This is a genomic window from Pseudoalteromonas sp. MMG006 (assembly GCF_018101025.1).
Lineage (GTDB): Bacteria > Pseudomonadota > Gammaproteobacteria > Enterobacterales > Alteromonadaceae > Pseudoalteromonas.
The window spans coordinates 488,662-510,216 of the sequence record NZ_JAGJEJ010000001.1 but is presented as its reverse complement, the minus strand read 5'-3'; the positions used below and the strand labels follow the sequence as shown (position 1 = coordinate 510,216).

At 41.3% G+C, this 21,555-nt stretch carries 21 protein-coding genes; 5 read left to right on the top strand and 16 right to left on the bottom strand.

The window, feature by feature from the left end:
• Positions 1–75: 75 nt before the first annotated feature.
• The 8 genes from rseP to rpsB all read right to left on the bottom strand — a co-directional run bounded on the left by rseP (position 76) and on the right by rpsB (position 7,545).
• Positions 76–1,428: a sigma E protease regulator RseP gene (gene rseP / locus J8L73_RS02385; RefSeq protein ID WP_211014547.1), complete on the bottom strand. Its 1,353-nt coding sequence runs from the start codon at positions 1,426–1,428 to the stop codon at positions 76–78.
• Position 1,429: 1 nt separating this feature from the next.
• Entirely contained in the window at positions 1,430–2,635 is a 1,206-nt protein-coding gene (ispC, locus tag J8L73_RS02380; RefSeq protein ID WP_211014546.1) for a 1-deoxy-D-xylulose-5-phosphate reductoisomerase, read from the bottom strand.
• Complete coding sequence (locus J8L73_RS02375) at positions 2,632–3,498, bottom strand: phosphatidate cytidylyltransferase (protein WP_211000665.1); 867 nt, start codon at positions 3,496–3,498, stop codon at positions 2,632–2,634. Before J8L73_RS02375 ends, ispC begins: the two co-directional genes overlap by 4 nt.
• Before the next feature lie 22 nt (positions 3,499–3,520).
• Positions 3,521–4,282: an isoprenyl transferase gene (locus J8L73_RS02370; protein WP_211000666.1), complete on the bottom strand. Its 762-nt coding sequence runs from the start codon at positions 4,280–4,282 to the stop codon at positions 3,521–3,523.
• A gap of 100 nt (positions 4,283–4,382) precedes the next feature.
• The gene (gene frr, locus J8L73_RS02365) at positions 4,383–4,940 is read right to left on the bottom strand and encodes a ribosome recycling factor (RefSeq protein ID WP_058548380.1); all 558 of its coding nucleotides are present in this window, start codon (positions 4,938–4,940) and stop codon (positions 4,383–4,385) included.
• Positions 4,941–4,953: 13 nt separating this feature from the next.
• Positions 4,954–5,703: a UMP kinase gene (gene pyrH / locus J8L73_RS02360; protein WP_211000667.1), complete on the bottom strand. Its 750-nt coding sequence runs from the start codon at positions 5,701–5,703 to the stop codon at positions 4,954–4,956.
• 158 nt (positions 5,704–5,861) lie between these two features.
• The gene (tsf, locus tag J8L73_RS02355) at positions 5,862–6,713 is read right to left on the bottom strand and encodes a translation elongation factor Ts (protein ID WP_211000668.1); all 852 of its coding nucleotides are present in this window, start codon (positions 6,711–6,713) and stop codon (positions 5,862–5,864) included.
• Between the two features lie 103 nt (positions 6,714–6,816).
• Entirely contained in the window at positions 6,817–7,545 is a 729-nt protein-coding gene (gene rpsB, locus J8L73_RS02350) for a 30S ribosomal protein S2 (RefSeq protein ID WP_058548383.1), read from the bottom strand.
• Between the two features lie 239 nt (positions 7,546–7,784).
• Between rpsB and map the strand changes: the two genes are divergently transcribed.
• The 4 genes from map (at position 7,785) to J8L73_RS02330 (ending at position 13,530) form a co-directional block, all read left to right on the top strand.
• Positions 7,785–8,603, top strand: a complete 819-nt coding sequence (gene map / locus J8L73_RS02345) for a type I methionyl aminopeptidase (RefSeq protein WP_283241009.1) — start codon at positions 7,785–7,787, stop codon at positions 8,601–8,603.
• A 66-nt stretch (positions 8,604–8,669) separates the two neighbouring features.
• Positions 8,670–11,288, top strand: a complete 2,619-nt coding sequence (gene glnD / locus J8L73_RS02340) for a [protein-PII] uridylyltransferase (protein ID WP_211014544.1) — start codon at positions 8,670–8,672, stop codon at positions 11,286–11,288.
• Positions 11,289–11,297: 9 nt separating this feature from the next.
• Positions 11,298–12,125: a 2,3,4,5-tetrahydropyridine-2,6-dicarboxylate N-succinyltransferase gene (gene dapD / locus J8L73_RS02335; protein ID WP_211014542.1), complete on the top strand. Its 828-nt coding sequence runs from the start codon at positions 11,298–11,300 to the stop codon at positions 12,123–12,125.
• A 226-nt stretch (positions 12,126–12,351) separates the two neighbouring features.
• On the top strand, positions 12,352–13,530 hold the full coding sequence (locus J8L73_RS02330; protein ID WP_211014540.1) for a hypothetical protein: 1,179 nt from the start codon (positions 12,352–12,354) through the stop codon (positions 13,528–13,530).
• Positions 13,531–13,684: 154 nt separating this feature from the next.
• Here the strand turns inward: J8L73_RS02330 and J8L73_RS02325 are convergent, their stop codons facing one another.
• From J8L73_RS02325 to pspA, 8 genes are all read right to left on the bottom strand, one after another.
• The gene (locus J8L73_RS02325) at positions 13,685–14,029 is read right to left on the bottom strand and encodes a 4a-hydroxytetrahydrobiopterin dehydratase (RefSeq protein ID WP_002958326.1); all 345 of its coding nucleotides are present in this window, start codon (positions 14,027–14,029) and stop codon (positions 13,685–13,687) included.
• Between the two features lie 37 nt (positions 14,030–14,066).
• Positions 14,067–14,864, bottom strand: a complete 798-nt coding sequence (phhA, locus tag J8L73_RS02320) for a phenylalanine 4-monooxygenase (RefSeq protein ID WP_211014538.1) — start codon at positions 14,862–14,864, stop codon at positions 14,067–14,069.
• A 237-nt stretch (positions 14,865–15,101) separates the two neighbouring features.
• Positions 15,102–16,283 (bottom strand): methionine gamma-lyase, encoded by a 1,182-nt coding sequence (megL, locus tag J8L73_RS02315; protein WP_211014537.1) that lies wholly within the window; start codon positions 16,281–16,283, stop codon positions 15,102–15,104.
• A 142-nt stretch (positions 16,284–16,425) separates the two neighbouring features.
• Positions 16,426–17,454 (bottom strand): YcjF family protein, encoded by a 1,029-nt coding sequence (locus tag J8L73_RS02310; protein WP_138682916.1) that lies wholly within the window; start codon positions 17,452–17,454, stop codon positions 16,426–16,428.
• On the bottom strand, positions 17,451–18,875 hold the full coding sequence (locus tag J8L73_RS02305; protein WP_211014535.1) for a YcjX family protein: 1,425 nt from the start codon (positions 18,873–18,875) through the stop codon (positions 17,451–17,453). The genes J8L73_RS02310 and J8L73_RS02305 overlap by 4 nt, the downstream gene beginning before the upstream one ends.
• A gap of 55 nt (positions 18,876–18,930) precedes the next feature.
• Entirely contained in the window at positions 18,931–19,332 is a 402-nt protein-coding gene (pspC, locus tag J8L73_RS02300; protein ID WP_211014533.1) for an envelope stress response membrane protein PspC, read from the bottom strand.
• A complete protein-coding gene (gene pspB / locus J8L73_RS02295; protein ID WP_004586907.1) occupies positions 19,329–19,562 on the bottom strand; it encodes an envelope stress response membrane protein PspB in 234 nt (77 codons plus the stop codon). Before pspB ends, pspC begins: the two co-directional genes overlap by 4 nt.
• A 67-nt stretch (positions 19,563–19,629) precedes the next feature.
• Positions 19,630–20,289 carry a phage shock protein PspA gene (pspA, locus tag J8L73_RS02290; protein WP_104643028.1) on the bottom strand — a complete coding sequence of 220 codons (660 nt, stop codon included), beginning with the start codon at positions 20,287–20,289 and terminating at the stop codon, positions 19,630–19,632.
• 186 nt (positions 20,290–20,475) lie between these two features.
• Between pspA and pspF the strand changes: the two genes are divergently transcribed.
• A complete protein-coding gene (gene pspF, locus J8L73_RS02285; protein WP_211014531.1) occupies positions 20,476–21,540 on the top strand; it encodes a phage shock protein operon transcriptional activator in 1,065 nt (354 codons plus the stop codon).
• Positions 21,541–21,555: the final 15 nt, after the last annotated feature.

Below are 21,555 nucleotides of genomic sequence, written 5' to 3'. Positions count from 1 at the left end.
CAACTGTATTACCGCATAACATCAATTTAATGATGCTTTACAATCGTGTTCTAATTAGTAATTGTCACGCTATAACTACAAACGCGATACATCATTGAACAAAGCGAAACATGTTAGAAAAGTGAGCAGCAAGGCACCCACTTTAAAACCAAACTCTTGTGTCTTTTCAGAGACCGGCTTTTTACGAAAAAGTTCAATTATGTAATACATTAAGTGTCCGCCATCAAGCACTGGTAAGGGTAATAAGTTAAATACACCCAAGTTAACGCTTATCAGAGCTAAGAAGCTCAAAAAGGCAACTAAGCCATAGCTCACGCTGGTTCCAGCACCGACGGCAATGCCCACAGGGCCACTTAAATTTTTAACCGAAACCTGGCCTGTAATTAAATTACCAATCATGTCAAAACTAAGGGTAATTAAGCGCCAAGTTTCTTTAGTGCCTCGCACGATACTATCGAGTGGGCCGTAATGTCTAGTCTCAACGTAGCCATCTGGCCATGGTTGAACAACAGGGGCAACGCCTAAAAAGCCTTGCTCAACACCATTATCATCAATTCGTCCTTGCGGAGTCACGGTAATGGTTTTTATACTATCCTGTCTTTTTACACTAAATTGTAAAGATTTGTTAGCCGATTGCGTAATAAGATTAACTAATTGCTGCCAATTGCTTATAGTTTCACCGTTTACAGCCAATATAATGTCTTTAGCTTGTAAATTTGCCTGTTCTGCTGCTGAATTTTTAGTCACAGCTGCGATTGTGAGCGTAGCTTGAGGTCTAAATGGCACTATGCCAAGAGAGCTTAGTGGTGGCACATCTTGCTGATCAAGCTTCCAGCCATCTAAATTAAGCGTTTTAACACGTGTTTGAAGGTTTTCATCACGTACAGTCACGTCAACACTTTGCTCACCTAAACTAGACATAAGTGAAAATGTAGCATCTTGCCATGTAGTGATGTCGTCATCGCCAATTTTTATAATATGTTGCGAAGGCATAATGCCTGCTTGCTCGGCTCTACTACCCTCAGTAATACTACCGACTACAGGCTTAACCGACTGCACGCCCACCATGTACATTGCTGCGAGCGCTACAATAGCAAACAAAAAGTTTGCCATTGGTCCTGCAGCTACAATAGCTATTCGTGCTTGAACCGATTTAGCATTAAACGATAAGTGACGCTCGTTTGCAGGTACTTCGTCCACTCGCTCATCGAGCATTTTTACGTAACCACCTAGCGGTATAGCTGCTATTACGTATTCGGTTTTGTATTTATCGTGCCATTTTAGAAGCGGCTTACCGAAACCAATGGAAAAGCGCAGCACTTTAACACCCATCTTTCGGGCAACCCAAAAGTGACCATATTCGTGTATGGCCACTAAAATACCAAGCGCTAAAATAAATGAGCCAAGATTCCAAAAAAAATCAAACATATTAATGCGCCACTTTTGTTATAAATTCTGAAGCGCTAATACGCGCTAATTTATCGCACTCTAAAATTTCATCCAAGCTTTGTACATTGGTATACGTTGCAGCTTCAAGCGTTTGTGCATTTATTTTGTATATTTCAGTAAAACCAATTTGGCCTTTTAAAAATGCCGCAACAGCAATTTCATTTGCAGCATTAACCGTTGTGGTAGCGCCCTGACCTGCACTACACGCATCAATCGCTAATTGTAAATTTGGATAGCGAGAAAAGTCAGGCTTAGTGAATGAAAAATCAGATATATCAGAGAAATTTAACGGTTTAACGCCTGCATTTATTCGCTCAGGATATGCAAGTGCATGTGCGATAGGCGTGCGCATATCAGGGTTGCCCATTTGCGCTAAAATAGACCCATCGTGATATTGCACCATAGAATGAATAATACTTTGCGGGTGGATGACAACATCTATGTCGCTGGTATTGCAGTTAAACAGCCATTTAGCCTCAATAAACTCAAGGCCTTTGTTCATCATAGTCGCTGAATCTACAGATATTTTTTGACCCATAGACCAATTAGGATGTGCAACGGCTTCACTAACTGTTACATCTTTTAGAGTATTTATATCACGTGTTAAAAATGGCCCACCAGAACCGGTAAGCAAAATTTTACTTACACCGTTATCTTGCAGATTTTTATCGCTTTGTGCATTTTGTAATGAATGAGGTAGGCACTGAAAAATAGCGTTGTGTTCACTATCAATCGGCAATAAGGTCGCGTTGTGCTGTTTTACTTTATCAATAAACAACTGCCCTGACATTACTAACGATTCTTTATTGGCAAGCAATACTTTTTTACCGGCTTCTACAGCGCTAAGCGTAGGTAATAAACCAACAGCACCCACAATAGCCGACATGACAGTGTCTACATCAGGATGAGCACACAAATCACTCATAGCTTGCACTGAGTGCATAACTAGAGTTTGGCAAGGCGTATTGTTTAAATGAGAGCTAAGCTCCTCTGCAGCCGCTTGCGTAGCCATAACAGCATATAGCGGTTCATGCTCAATACACAGCTCGGCCATTTTTTTAGCATTTTGGCCGGCAGTTAGTGCAAATACGTCAAATAATTCTTTATTTCTGGCTACTACATCTAATGTGCTTAAACCGATTGAACCTGTAGCACCTAAAATAACCAGTTGTTGCTTTTGACTCATAAACTCAAGGTCCATGCATAACACATCACAAATATTGGCGCTGCTGCCGTTAAACTATCAATTCTATCTAAAATACCACCATGACCTGGTAAGCAGCTGCCGCTATCTTTTAAGCCGGCTTCGCGCTTAAACATACTTTCTAGCAAATCGCCAACAGCAGAAAATAACGCAATAAATGCAGTCATCACAGCGTATATAGGCCACACAACTAAATCGACATCAGTAAAGTGACAGAAAGCTAAAACAAAAATGATTGAAGCAACAACACCACCAGCTAAACCTTCAATCGTTTTATTAGGGCTCACTTTCGGCATTAGCTTGTGCTTACCAAAGCTTTTACCAGAAAAATAAGCGCCTATATCAGCACTCCATACTATGCCTAATACCACTAAAATAAGTACTGACCCAAAGTGAGTCGATTCAGCATACTGCGCACTACGAAGAGTATTAAGCGCAAGCCATAACGGCACAAGCGTTAGTAGTCCGGCAATACCGCGCATAACTAAACCTTCATTCCACGCTTTAGCCATAGCTGGATAACGCCAAATTAAGTAACTGGCTACAATCCACCACGCAAAGGACAGTGTAAATATATAATTTGCATCCCCAGCTAGCTTTCCATTAACCCATAACGACTCAATCGGCCAATGTAAGTTAAGTAACCCAAGCAAAGCCGCTATTAGCACAACAAAAGCGCCACGTTTAAGCTTTCCACATAAGCCCATAAATGCTGACCACTCCCACGCGCCTAGCATTACAATTGCACCTGCAAAGTAGCTAAATAACGTAAGTGGTGTGTAAAAAACCAGCCCCAGTGCAGACGGTGCTAGCACGAGCGAGGTTAAAATGCGTTGTTTTAACAAAATTGTGACCCTTATTCTATTTTTAGGTTTGAGCGAGTAATTGTTTTATTTGTTCGCCCGTACAACCAAAACGTCGCTCTCTGGCAACGTAACACGCAATGGCCTCAGCAAATGCTGCTTCATTAAAATCAGGCCAAAGTGTCTCGGTAAAGTAAAGCTCTGCATAAGCAGCTTGCCATAGTAAAAAGTTACTAATACGAACATCGCCACCTGTGCGAATGAGTAAATCAGGTTCAGCCTGATCTGCCATGCTCATATGCTGCGCTAAGCGCTCTTCTGTAATATCTTCTGCGTTGAGTGTGCCCTGCGCCACTTGCAAAGCAAGCTGTTTAGCTGCATTAGCCATATCCCAACGTCCACCGTAGTTTGCTGCAACATTTAAACACAGTCCGGTGTTATTTTCAGTTAACTTATGAGCAGCGTCTACTTTACTGCGCAGGCCTTCTGAAAACCGTGATAAATCTCCAATAATGGTCAGTTTTACATTATTTTTATGAAGCTTTTTAACTTCTTTTGTTAAAACAAACAAAAAAAGCTCCATTAAAGTATTTACTTCATCTTCTGGGCGGCGCCAGTTTTCACTACTAAAAGCAAATAGGGTTAACGATTGTATCCCCAACCTAGTACAAAACTGAACTGATTGACGAACAGCGTCCACGCCTTTTTTATGCCCGTACACACGAGGTCTATTTCTAGCTTGAGCCCAACGTCCGTTCCCATCCATGATGATGGCAACATGCTTAGGTAAACTTTGCTGTGAAATTGTGTCAGCGTCTAGAACCATAAATATTGACTATTCCATAAAAAAACGCCGCCTAGTATACCCCAGACGGCGTTTCAAAACTAATATATTTAACAACCTAAAGTGTAGGTTATTTAATGGATTAGATTTCCATTAATTCTGTTTCTTTAGCTGCTAATTGAGCATCCATTTCTTTGATAAACTTATCTGTAAGCTTTTGAATTGCATCTTCAGCTTGACGCGCTTCATCTTCAGAAATATCTTTCTCTTTAAGCAGAGATTTAACATCACCATTTGCATCACGACGAATATTACGAACAGCTACACGGCCGCCTTCTACTTCGCCACGCACAATTTTAATTAAATCTTTACGACGTTCTTCCGTAAGTGGAGGAAGAGGTACACGAATAACCGTACCTGCCGACATAGGGTTTAAACCTAAATCAGATGCCATAATTGCTTTTTCAACAGCTTGCGCTAAAGATTTATCGAATACACCAATAGCAAGTGTACGTGAATCTTCAATCGTCACGTTAGCTACTTGGTTAAGTGGTGTATCTGCACCGTAGTACGACACCATAATGCCGTCTAAAATTGCAGGGTGAGCACGTCCAGTACGGATTTTAGATAATTGGCTACCTAATGCTGCTACACTCTTTTGCATGCGCTCTTGCGCATCTTTTTGAATATCGTTAATCACGGTTCAATCCTAATTATTTGATTACTTCATCTGAGGCTTGTGAAGAGATAAGTGTTCCTTCTTCTTCACCCATAATTACGCGCTTTAGCGCGCCTGATTTATTCATATTAAATACGCTCAATGGCATATTGTGATCGCGGGCTAAAGTAAATGCCGCTAAATCCATAACTTTTAATTCTTTATCAATGATTTCATTGTAGCTTAGGTGACGGTAAAGCGTCGCGTCTGGGTTTTTAACAGGGTCATCACTGAAAACACCATCAACTTTTGTTGCTTTAATTACTGTGTCAGCTTCAATTTCGATACCGCGTAAACACGCTGCAGAATCAGTAGTAAAGAAAGGGTTACCTGTACCGGCTGCAAAAATAACAACACGACCAGATTTTAATAAACTAATTGCTTCAGCCCAGTTATAAGCGTCACATACACCGTTTAGTGGGATTGCCGACATTAAACGACAGTTTACAAATGCACGGTGCAGCGCATCACGCATTGCAAGGCCGTTCATAACGGTTGCAAGCATGCCCATGTGATCGCCTACTACACGGTTCATACCTGCTTCTGCAAGCGATCCGCCTCGTAAAAAGTTACCGCCGCCGATAACCAAACCCACTTCTACGTCGAGTTCTACCAGCTCTTTAATCTCTTGAGCCATACGATCTAATACTTTTGGGTCGATGCCGAAGCCTTCGTCTCCCATTAAAGCTTCACCACTTAATTTGAGAAGAACACGTCTAAAAATAGGTTTACGATTGATAGTCATAGTATTGGGGCCAACTTTTATTAAAATATGGATAAAAAATAACCGCGCTTATGATAAACATAAAAGCGCGGTTATTTTAAAGAATTTCTATGCGTGACGCAAAACCAAATAGTACTTTAATTGCATCTAATTTCCTTATGCATCACAAATAGTTAATCTTACTCGCCTTTAGCGGCTGCAATTTGAGCAGCAACTTCAGCAGCAAAATCTTCTTCTTTCTTCTCGATACCTTCACCAACTTCTACACGTACAAAGCCAGTAACTGTTGCGTTTTTCTCGTTAAGAACTTCGCCAACAGATTTTTTAGGTTCCATGATGAAAGCTTGACCAGTAAGAGAAACCTCACCAGTGAATTTTTTCATGCGTCCAACAACCATCTTCTCAGCGATTTCAGCAGGCTTGCCTTCATTCATCGCGATGTCGATTTGAACTTGCTTTTCTTTTTCTACAACGTCTGCAGGAACATCTGCAGGCGTTAAGTACTCAGGGCTTGAAGCAGCAACGTGCATTGCAACGTGCTTAAGTGTTTCTTCGTCAGCAACACCCGCAACAACAACACCGATACGCTCACCGTGACGGTACTCAACTAGGTTTTCACCAGCGATGTACTGCAGGCGACGTACGTTGATGTTTTCGCCAATCTTAGTCACTAGCTCAACACGGTCTTCTTCAAACTTAGCTTGTAAGTCTTCGATAGAGATTGTTTCTGCGATTGCAGCGTCAGCAACTTTGTTAGCAAATGCTAAGAAGCTTACGTCTTTTGCAACGAAGTCTGTTTGACAGTTAACTTCAACAAGTACAGCAACACCAGCATTTTGCTTGATGATGATAGTACCTTCAGCAGCAATGTTACCTGCTTTTTTAGCCGCTTTAGCAGCGCCACTTTTACGCATGTTTTCAATCGCTAACTCGATGTCGCCATCAGTTTCAGTTAACGCTTTTTTACAATCCATCATGCCAGCGCCAGTACGCTCGCGTAATTCTTTAACTAGGGCAGTAGTTACAGCCATTAGTAAATCCTCAAATCTGAAATCAGGTTAGATAAGCGGGTTACCCGCTCGACAAGAATAGCAAGTCTTCACCTTAAAAAGATGAAGACTTGATGACAGCTAATTACTCAGCTTCTACGAAGTCGTCTTTCTCAGCTTGAGCAACAATGTTGTTCTCACGACCTTCAGTGATAGCAGTAGCTACAGCACTTGTGTAAAGGTTGATTGCACGGATAGCATCATCGTTACCAGGTACGATGTAATCAACACCGTCTGGGTTAGAGTTAGTATCAACGATTGCAACAACTGGAATACCTAGGTTGTTTGCTTCACGGATAGCAATGTGCTCGTGGTCAGCATCGATAACGAAAAGCGCGTCTGGAAGACCGCCCATGTTTTTGATACCACCAAGGCTCTTTTCAAGCTTTTCCATTTCGCGGTTAAGCATTAACGTTTCTTTCTTAGTTAATTTCTCGAAAGTACCGTCTTGGCTTTGTACTTCAAGGTCTTTAAGACGCTTGATTGATTGACGTACAGTTTTCCAGTTAGTCAACATACCACCTAACCAACGGTGATTTACGAAGAACTGGTCGCTTTGTAAAGCGGCTTCTTTAACTGCGTCGCTTGCTGCGCGCTTAGTACCAACGAAAAGAACTTTACCTTTGTTTGCAGCAGCACTTGATAAAAACTTAAGTGCGTCGTTGAACATTGGTACTGTTTGCTCAAGGTTGATGATATGTACACGGTTACGTGCGCCGAAGATGAAAGGCTTCATCTTAGGGTTCCAGTAACGTGCTTGGTGACCAAAGTGAACACCAGCTTGAAGCATATCGCGCATTGAAACGTTTGCCATTTTATAGATCCTCTATAGTTGTTTAGGGTTAGGCCTCCACATATCCCATAGCACCAACACCGAAGTATTTAAACTTCAAATGCACCCAAGTGTATGTGACGATACGTGTGTGTGTTAAAATAAAATTGTGTTTGCCTTAAATACAAAAAATCATTTAAGAATTTATTTGTAAAAAGACGGCGCGCTTTATACCATATTAAAATTAAATACTCAACGTCGCGTGCAAAATTTGTGCGACGATAAATGTTAAAAAACGCAACTTTGGAGCCTCAATGAGCGCTGTGATCAAGACCCCTGAAGAAATTGAAAAAATGCGTATAGCCGGGCGTTTAGCGGCAGACGTACTAGAAATGATTGGACCACATGTAGTGCCAGGTGTAACTACTGATGAGTTAAATACAATTTGTCATGATTATATTGTAAATGTGCAAAAAGCGATTCCTGCTCCGCTAAATTACCATGGTTTTCCTAAGTCCGTTTGTACCTCTGTAAACCACGTAATTTGCCACGGAATTCCAAATGACAAAGCTTTGAAAGATGGCGACAGCGTAAATATTGACGTTACCGTTATCAAAGATGGTTACCACGGCGACACCTCAAAAATGTTTCACGTAGGTACACCAAATATTCAAGGAAAGCGCCTTGCAGAAGTAACACAAGAAAGCTTATACCTTGCTATTAAAATGGTAAAACCAGGTGTACGTTTAGGTGATATTGGCGAAGCTATTCAAAAATATGCAGAAAGCTTTAACTACTCAATTGTTCGCGAATACTGCGGCCATGGTATCGGTAGCGAATTTCACGAAGAGCCACAAGTAATGCATTACGGTAAAGCAGGTACGGGTGAAACGCTAAAAGCAGGTATGTGTTTAACGATTGAGCCAATGGTTAATGCGGGTAAGCGCCAATGTAAACTGCTTAAAGATGACTGGACTGTTGTTACACGTGACCGTAGCTTGTCTGCACAGTGGGAACACACATTATTAGTGACTGAAAATGGAGTTGAAATTTTAACGCTTCGATCAGATGATACTATCGAGCGGATCATAGAACACTAATAAAACCGAAACACTTGATAAGAAAAACCTTATCCGTGTGAAAGGTTCAACAAGGAGCCAGCCCACGTGGCATTACCCAACAAAGTAAAAAAGTTGCTTAGCGATGCTGAGCAACTTAGTGATTATCGCGATTGTTCTAGCTATTTTTATAAATGGTTACATAACGAATTTTCTAAACAACCGGTTGGTAATTTAATTAATGCCCGGGCTGAGTTTATTGACCGCCTACTAATAAAGTTATTTCATGTTTACGATTTAGCGCGCGAACCTGATTTAGCGCTTATTGCTGTAGGCGGGTACGGCCGTGGTGAATTACACCCCTACTCCGACATCGACTTTTTATTGCTAGTAACTCAACAACCTAGCGAAAAAATATGCGAAAAAATTGGCCAATTTGTTACCATGCTTTGGGATCTCAATTTAGAGATAGGCCACAGTGTGCGCACCATTGAGCAAGCCATTGAGCAAAAACGTGAAGACGTTACCTTTGCCACCAGCTTGCTTGAAAGCCGCCTAATTTTTGGTAACCACATTGAGTTTGAAAAACTCAAAACGCATATTATCGAAACCCCAGTTTGGCGCTCAGGTGAGTTTTTTGTTGCTAAAGTACAAGAGCAAAATCTTCGCCATAAAAAATGCCACGGCACAGCGTATAACCTAGAGCCAAATATAAAAGAAAACCCAGGTGGCCTGCGCGACTTACAAACTATAATTTGGGTTGCTAAAAAACACTTTAGAGCCGAAACACTGCAAGAGCTAATAAGCCACGGCTATTTAACTCATGAAGAGTTTCAGGAGCTTTCAGAGTGCTTAGAGAACTTATGGAATATTCGCTTTGCGCTGCATTTAGCTGCAGGTCGCTCAGAAAACCGATTATTGTTTGATCACCAACCCAATGCTGCAGAAATTTTAGGTTTTGGTAGTGATGGTAAATCATCGGTTGAGCGCATGATGAAGCGTTTGTTTAGAATCATGAGCCGCGTGCGTGAGCTTAATCAAATGCTACTTTCGTACTTTGAACAAAGCATTATTCCAGAAACCATAGAAGCGCCAGTTGTAGAACTTGATAGAAATTTTGAACGCGTTGGCCATCAAATAAGAGTAAAAAATCCATCTGTATTTTTTAGGCGCGACCAGCTGTTTGTTTTATTTGAACACATAGCCGACAACCCTGAGATCACTCATATTTACCCAAGCACCATACGCACAATTCGCCAAGTTCGCAGGCGTCTATTGGGCGATTTACAAGATTACGCTGCGTGTCGCGAAGCATTCTTACGCTTGGTAAAACACCCTAATGGCATGGGCCGCGCGTTTACGCTTATGCACAAACACGGCATGCTAGCCGCATATTTACCACAGTGGCGAAATATATTTGGGCAAATGCAGTTTGATTTATTTCATGCCTACACAGTAGATGAGCACACCCATAAGCTCATTAAAAATATTTACCAATTTTTTGATAAAACCGGTATCAGTGAGTTTCCTATTTGTAGTGAAATAGTGACCCGTATGGATAAGCCCGAGCTACTTTATTTAGCCGGAATATTTCATGATATTGCTAAAGGCCGTGGTGGAGATCATTCAGAGCTTGGCTCAGTAGATGCCATTGCTTTTTCTAAATTACATGGCTTCCCATCGTCAGACGGCAAGCTGATATCTTGGCTTGTTGGTAACCACTTACTTATGTCGGTAACCGCACAGCGTAAAGATATAAACGACCCAGGTGTAATTAAAGACTTTGCATCACGCGTAAAAACAGAACGCCAGCTCGACTACCTATATTGTTTAACCGTTGCCGATATTCGCGCAACCAACGACAACTTATGGAACGACTGGAAAAACACGTTACTGCGCGAGCTCTACCTACATACTCAACGTGCGCTTCGCCTAGGGCTTGAAAACCCTATGGATCAACGCGACCAAATTCGCGATAAAAAGCACCAAGCTAAACAGCGCTTACTTAATTTAGGTCATTTTGAAGAACAAATAGACTTAATTTGGAGCCGTTTTAAAGCTAATTACTTTACCGCTTTTAGTGAGCAACAAATATCGTGGCACAGTGAACATCTGCTTAAATGCACCGATTTGAGCCAGCCAAGTGTCGTTGTATCAGATAAAGCCATGCACGGTGGAACACAAGTCTTTGTATACAGCCCCTACTCTGGGCCGTTGTTTGCTCGCTTAGTGAGTGTAATTGGTACTAAAAAAGCACAAATACAACATGCTCAAGTACTTACCACCAAAGACGGTTACGTACTATTTAACTTTGTAATACTTGAAGTAAATGGTGAACCTATCGCAAGCAGCCGCGCGCAATCTATTAAACGCGGCCTTGAGCAGGCACTTAGCGAACCACGTAAAAAGATTCGATTTAAAAAGAATCGCTCACAACGATTTAAAGACTTTAATATTAAACCGAAAATTGTGCTGCGCCCTCATGCACGCAAAGACCGCAGTTTAATAGAAATACAGGCCGTAGATATACCTGGCTTATTAACCAAAATTGCCGAAGTTTTCCAAGCGCATTTATTACACATTCATGCTGCCCGCATTACAACGGTAGGTGAACGTGCTGAGGATTTCTTTGTTGTATCAAATAACGAATATCAAGCGCTGACTGATGAAGAGCAAGTTAAAATTCATCAGGCATTACGTAAAAAATTCAACGCCGAAACAGAATAAGGACACACCATGTCAGATTTAAAAACCATGATAGAAAACGCGTGGGACAACCGCGACAGCATTAGCCCAAGCACCGTATCTAGCGATGTTAAACAAGCTATTATCGACGCACTAGAACTACTTGATAGCGGCGCTGCCCGCGTTGCTGAAAAAATATCAGGTGAATGGGTTGTACACCAGTGGCTTAAAAAAGCCGTTTTACTGTCGTTTCGTATTCGCGACAACCAACCAATGAACGACGGCGTAAACCAGTTTTACGACAAAGTACCACTTAAATTTAGCGACTATACGCCGGAGCAATTTCAGCAAGGCGGTATGCGCGTAGTACCCAATGCGGTAGCCCGCAAAGGCAGCTTTGTAGGTAAAAACGTCGTACTTATGCCATCGTACGTAAACATTGGCGCATATGTAGACGAAGGCACCATGGTTGATACATGGGCCACTGTAGGCTCATGTGCACAAATTGGTAAGAACGTACACTTATCTGGCGGCGTTGGCATAGGCGGCGTTTTAGAGCCACTACAAGCTAACCCAACCATCATTGAAGACAATTGTTTTATTGGCGCACGTTCTGAAATTGTTGAAGGCGTAGTAGTAGAAGAAGGCGCTGTAATTTCAATGGGCGTTTACATCAGCCAAAGCACCCGTATTTATGACCGTGAAACCGGCGAAATTCATTACGGCCGCGTACCAGCAGGCGCAGTAGTTGTACCAGGCGCACTACCATCAAAAGATGGCACCCACAGCCTTTACGCTGCAATCATCGTGAAGAAAGTAGATAAGCAAACACGTGAAAAAGTAGGCATCAACGCCCTACTACGCTCAATTGATGAGTAATAGTAGGTTGGGTCGAGTGAAACGAAACCCAACGATACGTTGAAGTGAAGTATTTTAGCTGAACTTTAATTGTATATAGAAAGCTCTAAGCCCTTTGGTTTGGAGCTTTTTTGTTATTAATAATAGGGTGATAAGCAACAGTATAATTCACAGTTTCTAATTCGCTAAACTTTTACATAACCAGATTATTACGTTAAATTATTAAAAACTTAAATAGATAAATAATATGCATAACCAAGAACAAGGTAGTTTTTTTGAACTTCTTAAGGATAGACCACTTATTTTTACTTTTGCATGGGTGTTCTGCTTATCAAATTGGAAGAGTATTTGGTGGTTTTTAACTGAGCCTTTAAAGTTCAGTATAAAGCTAGATACATATGAACAGTTAGGTTTTGACTTTTGCCTTTGGGTGCCTGTTCTCTGGACAGTCTTTGCTACAATTTTTTACCCGTTGGCTGTACATATACCCGATTTTTTTAGAGGTGTGTGGCAAAATGAGTATGACACTTTCAAAGCTAATCGAGAGCCAACTAAATTCATTGAAAAAAAAGAATATGAAAAGTTAGCTAAAAAATTAGAGAATGAGAGTAAAAGTGCTACGGACGCTATAAATCAAGCTAGGCATGTAACAGATGAACTTACACAAAAACAGGATCGTATAGAGTCATTGAAACTTGAAGAAAACGAACTAAATGATCAGCTTCGCAAGCTCAGAATACAAGACAAAAACACTAAGGAAAACTTGCTACAAAGCAATGAACAGTTCGAAGGTATGTCAAATAAGTTCAATCATTTATCACAAGCTCATTTAGAACTCAGTAATACACTAGAAAAATATAAAGATCAAAAAATAGATATAGAGAAAAAGTATAATCAGCTACTTTCTAAAAATAAAACGTTGGAGAAAAAATACTCTGAACAAATACATAAATTTTATATAAGTTCTCATCAAAAGAATCCAAACTTAAAGCTAGCTCCCAACAAAAAAGCTGAAATAGTTAGTAAACTAGATAAAACAAGCTCAACACCTACCTATTTCATTGAGAATTACAGTCAAATAATGAACACTCCATTTATTGGTATCGTTATTAATGATTGCTTATATCAAGCAGGCAAATTGATCTACATACCAGATAGCTATAAAAGTAAAAATGTGTTTATTAAGATTATTAGCTCTTGCGAAGATACTGACCTACTCTATGGTTTTAGATTTCCAGATTCAAATATAATTCATCCGATTCCAGATGAAGGTACCCTTGTACCATACACAACTGAAGAAGCTGACTTAAATAGTAACAAGTTTATCGAACTTGTTACTACTTGGCGTGGTAGCCCAGACCTCGCTACGGATGTTTATGAGGTTGAATTTAGTGATGAAATTGAAAAATATAAAATAGAGTTCTAAAAGTTTAATATACTAGAAATCAAGTAATTCTCAGTTTTACTTAATTAAAATAATGTAACGTTGCTATCTATTGTTAGCTAAGAACCCCCTCCCAAAACCAAAAAAGCACTTATAAAAATAAGTACTTTTGTTGGTTTGCTCAATTAACTTTTAATTACAGCGCGTTAAATACGTCGTCTGTTTTAGCCGCGCAAATAAAGTCGTTTTTATGTAGGCCTTTAATTGAATGGCTCCACCATGTAACCGTTACTTTGCCCCACTCGGTTAATAAACCTGGGTGATGGCCTTCGTCTTCTGCCATGTCGCCTACTTTATTGGTAAACGCGATAGCTTGCTTAAAGTTTTTAAATTTATAAACACGCTCAAGCTGCATAATGCCGTCGCGTACTTCTGGTACCCAGTCTGGGATTTTAGTAATTAATTGTGCTAACTCTTCGTCAGATACTTTTGGCGCATCTACATGACAGGCTTCGCATTTTTGTGCACTTAATGAAGACATTCTAAATCCTTACTTTTAGCTTTTTTAGCATTAATGTTTAACTGGCTAATTTTTCTTTTGGTGGAAATTTTGGGTCGTGCAAGCCCAGCGCTTTAGCTCGCTCAACCAAAGTCATAATATCCATTTGCGATATATCAAACAGATCATGAATCGAGTTAATGGTGTAGTACTGTGGTTGCATAATATCAATACGGTACGGCGTACGCAGCACATCAATAACGCTCATAGGCGTTATTTCTGGTGTGTCTGAATACACGTATTGCGTTTCACCCGGGCTTGATAAAATACCGCCGCCGTAAATACGCAGGCCGTTTTCGGTTTGCATTAAACCAAACTCAACCGTGAACCAATACATACGCGCAAGGTATACGCGGTCCTTTTTCTGCGCTGCGTAACCTAATTGCCCGTACTTATGCGTAAACTCGGCAAAGTCAGGATTAGTTAACATGGCGCAGTGACCAAATATTTCATGGAAAATATCAGGTTCTTGAAGGTAGTCAAACTCTTCACGGCTACGAATAAACGTGGCTACCGGAAATTGTTTGTTTGCCAATAACCTAAAAAACTCATCAAAATCGATAAGCGCAGGCACAGGCGCTACTTGCCAACCAGTGGAGGCAAGAAGCACTTCGTTAAGCTCGCTTAACTGTGGGATACGATCGTGTGGTAGGTTTATTTTTTTAAGCCCCTCCATGTACTCATCGCAGGCCTTGCCTTCTATGCACGCAAGTTGGCGCGTAACAAGCTCAGACCAAATTTTATTTTCTTCATCACTCCAGTGTATAACACCATTTTCGTCTGGTGTTTTGGATGTGTATTTACTTGCTTTAGCCATAAGTACCTTCTTGGGTGTGAGCCCTAAATCGGTGTCAGTGTGATATTCAAATCTGTTGAATATCGAATGACCCCATACTATGCAAAAGTGAAGAAAAGTTTAATAGATAGGCTAACATCAGCATTTAGCGCGATCATTTAGATTGTAAAGTTTAAATTACACCTGTGACACATTAAAAGTACAGACCTATAGCTAAAGGCCTGCAGCTTGTTTTTATGTGTATATAATTAAATACACCTAAACAATTTTAGTAAAAGCTTGGTTTAAGTCGTCAATAATATCGTTAACACCTTCAAGCCCTACTGAGAGCCTTATTAGGCCATCGCTTATGCCTGCGGCTGCTCGCTCCTGTGGTGTGTAAGGTGAATGTGTCATTGATGCGGGGTGCTGAATGAGCGTTTCTGCATCGCCTAAACTTACAGCGAGTGTGCAAAGCTTCATACTATCTATAAATTGCGCTCCTTGAGCAAGGGTGCCTTTAATTTCAAATGCAATAACGCCGCCCGCGGCTTTCATTTGATTGCCTATGTATTTATTACCTGGGTGCGATTTAAGCCCTGGGTAATAAACAATATTAACTTGCGGATGCCCCTCTAAGTATTCAGCTATTGTTTGCGCGCTTTGACAGTGACGCTCCATGCGTATGGCTAAGGTTTTTAAGCCGCGGTTTATTAGCCAAGCGTCGTGCGGACTTATAGTTGCACCAATATCTTTAAGTACCGTCATTTTTATTAAGGTAATGTGCTCTTGCGTTCCACACACAAGCCCGGCTACTACATCACCATGGCCGTTTAAATATTTGGTGGCGCTATGCATAATAATATCTATACCGTACTGCTTAGGTGATTGCAGTAATGGTGTTAAAAAGGTGTTGTCGACCACACTTATTAAATTGTGCTCTTTTGCAACTGCACCAATCAGTGCCAAATCAATAACCGCCATAGTGGGATTAATTGGCGTTTCTACAAAAATCATTTTGGAATTAGGTTTAATGGCAGCGCGGAGTTCGTCCTCGCAGGTCATATCAACAAATGTGACTTCGATTCCCCAGCGCGGCAACATATGTGCAAAAAACGCGAACGTACAACCGTATAACGCACTTGATGCAACTAGGTGATCGCCCTGCGATAAAAAGCTCAATACCGATGCCGATACAGCGCCCATACCTGTGGCGGTGGCAGCTGCAGCTTCGCAGCCTTCTAACTGTGCTACTTTTTGCTCAAGTTCGGTGGTAGTTGGGTTACCTAGGCGGGTGTAAATATAACCTGGCTCTTCGCCTGCAAAACGTGCGGCGCCTTGTTCTGCATTTTCAAAATGAAAGGTAGAGGTTTGATACAAAGGCGACGTGAGTGCGCCGTGCGGATCGTTTGCTTTTTGTGGGCCATGAATACATTGGGTATTAATATGATGCTTGCTCATTGTGTGATCTCGTTTTTATTATATGTGTCAATTACATAAATAAAACGCACCGCACTTTAAATCACAAGCATGCCGGATGCTCAGATGGCTATTTGTGCAAAAACCGTCCAGCGCGGCTTTGTACACAAATATTGCCACTTTTTTATTGTGTTGGCTCGGCCTTTTTACGGCTCATAATTTTACTAGCAATACTTTGCACTGTGCCTTTTAACAAGCTGCGTTTGTTTTCAAGCCTTGGTAGTGGGCGGCTAAGCTCCATTGCTTTGTAACCAATACGTGCTGTAAAAATACCGGCACTTACACCTTGTGCTGCACGCCCCGAAAGCTTGCCTAAAAGCTCAGCACTGAGTGCTGTGGCTGCTAAATCAGATACAAGCTCAGCACTGCCTACAAACATCACTTGTTTTATCAGCATACGGTAGAGCTTAATGCGGCTTGCGTAACCAAAACCAATGCCATAAATCTTACCTATTTGCTCAATTAACTTAGTACCGCGCCAAAGCACCGCCATCATGTCCACCAGCGCAAGCGGGCTTAGGGCAACAAGCAAGGCTGACTCTGTGGCAAAGCGATTTATTAACTTTTTAGCGTGAGTGTCTTGCGTTATAAGTAAGCTATTCGCGTAAAGGGTCATTATTTCTTTATCGCTATGATGGGTAGCTACTTGGTTTTTAAACGCGTCGAAGTTGTCGAGTTGTTGGTGCTTATTTAGTTTTTCAAGCCACGGCAATGCGCCGCCTACTTGCTCGCTATTTAAAAGCCTGTCCGCTTCATGACGGTGTAACTGATTGCGCTTTAAACTGCGCAGCATTCTATATTCGCGCCAGAGCATGCGCCCAATTAATAGCACACCACTTACCACGGCTGTTAAATATACGCCGCCTAAAATTACCGATTGCTGAAATGCAAATACTAGCGAATAAGCAAACTCAAGTAGCACCAGTACTAAAAAGCTGACAACAAACACACCTTTAAGCGTTTGCCATTTTGACTTTTTATACACAGGCTCTAAGTCTATTTCATCTTCAAGAAGCTCATCATCAGGCTCTTCAATGTATTCACTTTGACCTTGAGCAACTATTTTTGCAGGGGCAAGTTTAGGCTCAACCTGCTCATCTGCTTGGGTATTAATACGCCTACCCGCTTGAAATGTTTGGTGTGTATCGTTCATGATAATTTGTCTCCTAATAGGTACTGCATCACATGATCAAGGCGAATATGTTTAAGTTGCTTATCGGGGTTTGGCATAGGCGCAAACGACAAAAACTCAAACCCCTGCGCTGGCCACTCATTTTTATTAAGCATGCGGTTAGGTGGCTGTGGTGGTAAGTAAGTTAGCCAGTCTTGCTCGTTAAGTGGTTTGCCATAAATGCAATCAAGCGTTTGGCCTTTATCGGCAACTTGGCGCGGCTGCGTTGCAGTAATTGACGACATAGCCATGGTTTCTATTTGTACGCCATCAAACTTTAAGTGATTGCTTCGCTCATGCACTAGCGAATCAAGCAGTAGTGCTAAATCTTTGTGATGCTTGGCACTTATATGATCTGACTTATTGGCAGCAAAGAGTATTTTATCTATGTTGGGTTTAAATAAACGTTTAAAAAAGCCCGACTCGCCGTAATTAAAGTGTGCGAGCAATTGATTAATTACACTACTTTGCTCTTGGAGTGTTTCGTGGCCTTCGTTTAAAGCGCTGAGTACATCTACTAGCACAATTTGACGGTCAAAGTGTTTAAAGTGCTCATTATAAAATGGCTTAACTACTTCTTTTACATAGGCGTTAAAACGCTTAATTAAATGCGCTAAGTTAGAGCCAGGCACCACTTCATCGCTTTTTATATGCTGTGCATTTACCGGAAAAAACAATAACAACGGCGCACCTTGTAAGTCGCCAGGCATAAGCATTCGCCCAGGTTGTAACATGGCAAGCTTGGTGTCTTTTTTAAGGCCCACCAGCATACTTTGATAAAGCGCTGCAATGTGCGCAAGCAACCCTTCATCTACGGGGGCATTTAAATCAAGCTGTTCAAGCGTGTTTAAAAATTCAGTCGAGGTGTTCACACGCGGGTGCTGTAACAATAGCGGATATTGTTGCTCGCACCACTGGCTATAGCTTTGCTCAAGCATAGGTAAATCAAGTAGCCATTCACCTGGGTAGTCAATAATATCTAAATACAGCGTAGATTGCGGCGAAAAATGTCCACGTAACCCTGAGGCACTTTGGTATTTAATAGCCAAACGCAGGGTGTTAATACGCTCGGTTGATGCAGGCCATGTAGGCTCCCCATCACTTGGGAGTAATGCGTTAAGTGCTCGTAGGTAGTCAAACGTAGGCACCTTTAACGCTTCTTGCGGCACAACTTTAGTGGCAATGTGGCGGTGCTCTCGCATTACATCAAAAAAGGGTAAGTTTTTATCATCACTTTGTGTGGTTAAGTGTTTAACAAGCGCGGTAATAAACGCCGTTTTACCACTACCACTTAAACCCGTTACGGCTAATTTTACGTGTTGATCTAAACTACGATGAAGGGCTTTTTGGGCTGAACCTTTAATGCTTTTAAAGGTTTTTTTGGCAAATGAAGTGCTACTCATAATGGGCTAGCACTTCATTGATGCTTAATCACCGAACAAAGTGCTATTAAATCCTTTAAAGTTTGTTGATTTCACGGCTAACCGTAAACTCGCTTGAAGTAACATGGCGTTCCATATCTTGAAGGCGCGAATCTACTCGCCCTAAACGCTCTTTTAAGTCTTGCAATGCGCGGCGCGGAGGCTCGCCTTTTTGCCATACTTTAAATTTAACTTCTAGCGGATCGTCAGTTTTAGTTGCGCTGCTTGTATGTGTAGTTATGGGGTCTTTTTTATCTAAAATAAACCACGCTGCAATATACGCTACCACAAATAATGGGCCACCTGTTAGCAGTACCGCACTAACAAATATAATGCGAACTAACCATAACTCCATATTAAAGTAGTCACTTAATCCCGCACATACACCGGCTATTTTACCGCGTTGTGGGTCTCTTAATAATTCGCGTTTGGCACTCATACTTTGCGTCTCCATTGTGGTGACTCTTGATCGAGTAATGCTTCAAGGGTTTCTACTCTATCAGCCATTTTTTCGGCCTTGTGGGCAAGTTCCAATAACTGGCGATGTTCATGCTCACTTAAACCTTGGCTTACTTGTTTTTTGCTACGGTAGTGTAAAATTAACCACAGTGGCGCAACAAAAATCATGAACAAGATAAAGGGTGCAATTAGTATCTCTGGATCAAACATAATCCTCTCCTGACAATCCGTATTCGATGTTTTAAGCAGTGGGGCACTTTAAGTGCCCCTTTATAAGTTATTTATCAGCTAGCTTCTTTTTAAGTTCGGCTAACTCATCATCTATCTTTTCATTTTTTTGTAAGTCTGCAATTTCGTCTGCTAATGTTTTCTTACCTAAGTCGTACGACTCTATTTGAGATTCTAGTCCATCGATTTTAGTTTCGTAACGTTCAAAACGATTAAGTGCATCTTCTACCTTAGAGCTATCAAGCGCTTTTTTCACTTCAAGGCGCGACTCAGCCGAGCGTTGGCGTAAAATAATCGCCTTTTGACGTGACTTAGCATCAGCTAGCTTTTCTTGCAGCGTGGTGACTTCTTGCTGTAGTTTCTCAATATGAGACTCTACGTGCTCAAGCTCACCTTCTACAGCAGCTGCGGCTTCAGCCGACTTTTGCTTTTCAAGCAATGCTGAGCGTGCTAAATCGTCGCGATCCTTGCTAAGAGCTAGCTCGGCTTTATCTTGCCAATCACTTACTTGCGCCTTTAATGCTTCTGCACGGCGTACAATTTCTTTTTTCTCAGCGAGTGTTTTAGCTGACGTAGAGCGAACCTCTACTAATGTGTCTTCCATCTCTTGGATAATAAGACGAACCATTTTTTCTGGGTCTTCTGCTTTATCTAAAATGGCATTGATATTAGAATTAACAATGTCTGCAAAACGTGAAAAAATTCCCATAACATTTACCTCTGTAATTTAAACTTAGTTAGTCTGCTGTAACTAGTATCAATATGCTTGCCAACTTTTTAAAAACTAAAATACACTTTATTTTCATTAAGTTAAACTAAATATACAAATTCCTTTAGTTATCCTTGATTATGAAATACACTAACTGTTAGTAAAAATGACCAAGAGTTAGGAAATATGAGCCAATATCGCCAACAGGATAATTTACTCGGCCAATCTGATAGCTTTTTAGCTGTACTTGATCAGGTATCGCAGTTAGCTAATTTAGATAAGCCAGTGCTTATAATTGGCGAACGAGGAACCGGTAAAGAGCTCATCGCTGCGCGTTTACACTTTTTATCTAAACGTTGGGATCAAAACTACGTAAAACTAAATTGTGCAGCCCTTAACGAAAACCTCCTCGAAAGCGAATTGTTTGGTCATGAAAGTGGTGCTTTTACCGGTGCAAGCAAACGTCACGAAGGCCGCTTTGAGCGCGCCAACAGCGGCACTTTATTTTTAGATGAGCTGGCAAACACCTCAGCCATGGTACAAGAAAAGCTCCTACGTGTAATAGAGTATGGCGAATTTGAACGTGTGGGCGGTAAGCAAACCGTAAAAGTTGATACCCGTTTAGTATGTGCCACCAACGAAGATTTACCGCACCTTGCACAGCAAGGTGAATTTAGAAGTGACTTACTTGACCGTTTAGCCTTTGATGTAATTACTCTGCCGCCACTGCGCGAACGTCAAGACGATATTATGTTACTTGCCGAGCAATTTGCGATGAACATGGCCCGCGACCTAGAGTGGGAGTTATTTAGTGGCTTTACCCGAAGCGCGACCGAAACCCTGTTAAGTTACGATTGGCCAGGTAATATACGTGAGCTTAAAAATGTAGTTGAGCGCAGCTTATATCGCCATGGCAGCGAACATATTCCCGTTCACCAGATTATTTTAGACCCATTTGAAAGCCGCTTTAGACCAAAAGCGCGTATTAAAGCCCCTATCCCCGCGCAAGTTGTTGCACAAGAGCCCGCTTTGGCTCCTGCGCCAAGTGCTTTACCTAAAGCAGAGCCCAATGCAGAAATACAGTTTCCGTGTAGCTTAAAAGAGCATTCTAACGAGTTTGAAATAAATATGATTAATAAAGCACTCGAACATAGCCAATTTAATCAAAAGAAAACTGCAGAAGTACTTGGTTTAACGTATCATCAATTACGTGGTTATCTTAAAAAATACAACTTGTTGGATCAACAATAGTTAGAGGTTATGCGG

Bases quoted from the DNA above. Each gene is read 5' to 3' on its own strand.
- rseP (WP_211014547.1), bottom strand. From the start codon at position 1,428: ATGTTTGATTTTTTTTGGAATCTTGGCTCATTTATTTTAGCGCTTGGT.
- ispC (WP_211014546.1), bottom strand. From the start codon at position 2,635: ATGAGTCAAAAGCAACAACTGGTTATTTTAGGTGCTACAGGTTCAATC.
- J8L73_RS02370 (WP_211000666.1), bottom strand. From the start codon at position 4,282: ATGGTTCTAGACGCTGACACAATTTCACAGCAAAGTTTACCTAAGCAT.
- pyrH (WP_211000667.1), bottom strand. From the start codon at position 5,703: ATGACTATCAATCGTAAACCTATTTTTAGACGTGTTCTTCTCAAATTA.
- tsf (WP_211000668.1), bottom strand. From the start codon at position 6,713: ATGGCTGTAACTACTGCCCTAGTTAAAGAATTACGCGAGCGTACTGGC.
- rpsB (WP_058548383.1), bottom strand. From the start codon at position 7,545: ATGGCAAACGTTTCAATGCGCGATATGCTTCAAGCTGGTGTTCACTTT.
- dapD (WP_211014542.1), top strand. From the start codon at position 11,298: ATGTCAGATTTAAAAACCATGATAGAAAACGCGTGGGACAACCGCGAC.
- J8L73_RS02330 (WP_211014540.1), top strand. From the start codon at position 12,352: ATGCATAACCAAGAACAAGGTAGTTTTTTTGAACTTCTTAAGGATAGA.
- J8L73_RS02325 (WP_002958326.1), bottom strand. From the start codon at position 14,029: ATGTCTTCATTAAGTGCACAAAAATGCGAAGCCTGTCATGTAGATGCG.
- phhA (WP_211014538.1), bottom strand. From the start codon at position 14,864: ATGGCTAAAGCAAGTAAATACACATCCAAAACACCAGACGAAAATGGT.
- megL (WP_211014537.1), bottom strand. From the start codon at position 16,283: ATGAGCAAGCATCATATTAATACCCAATGTATTCATGGCCCACAAAAA.
- J8L73_RS02310 (WP_138682916.1), bottom strand. From the start codon at position 17,454: ATGAACGATACACACCAAACATTTCAAGCGGGTAGGCGTATTAATACC.
- J8L73_RS02305 (WP_211014535.1), bottom strand. From the start codon at position 18,875: ATGAGTAGCACTTCATTTGCCAAAAAAACCTTTAAAAGCATTAAAGGT.
- pspC (WP_211014533.1), bottom strand. From the start codon at position 19,332: ATGAGTGCCAAACGCGAATTATTAAGAGACCCACAACGCGGTAAAATA.
- pspB (WP_004586907.1), bottom strand. From the start codon at position 19,562: ATGTTTGATCCAGAGATACTAATTGCACCCTTTATCTTGTTCATGATT.
- pspA (WP_104643028.1), bottom strand. From the start codon at position 20,289: ATGGGAATTTTTTCACGTTTTGCAGACATTGTTAATTCTAATATCAAT.
- pspF (WP_211014531.1), top strand. From the start codon at position 20,476: ATGAGCCAATATCGCCAACAGGATAATTTACTCGGCCAATCTGATAGC.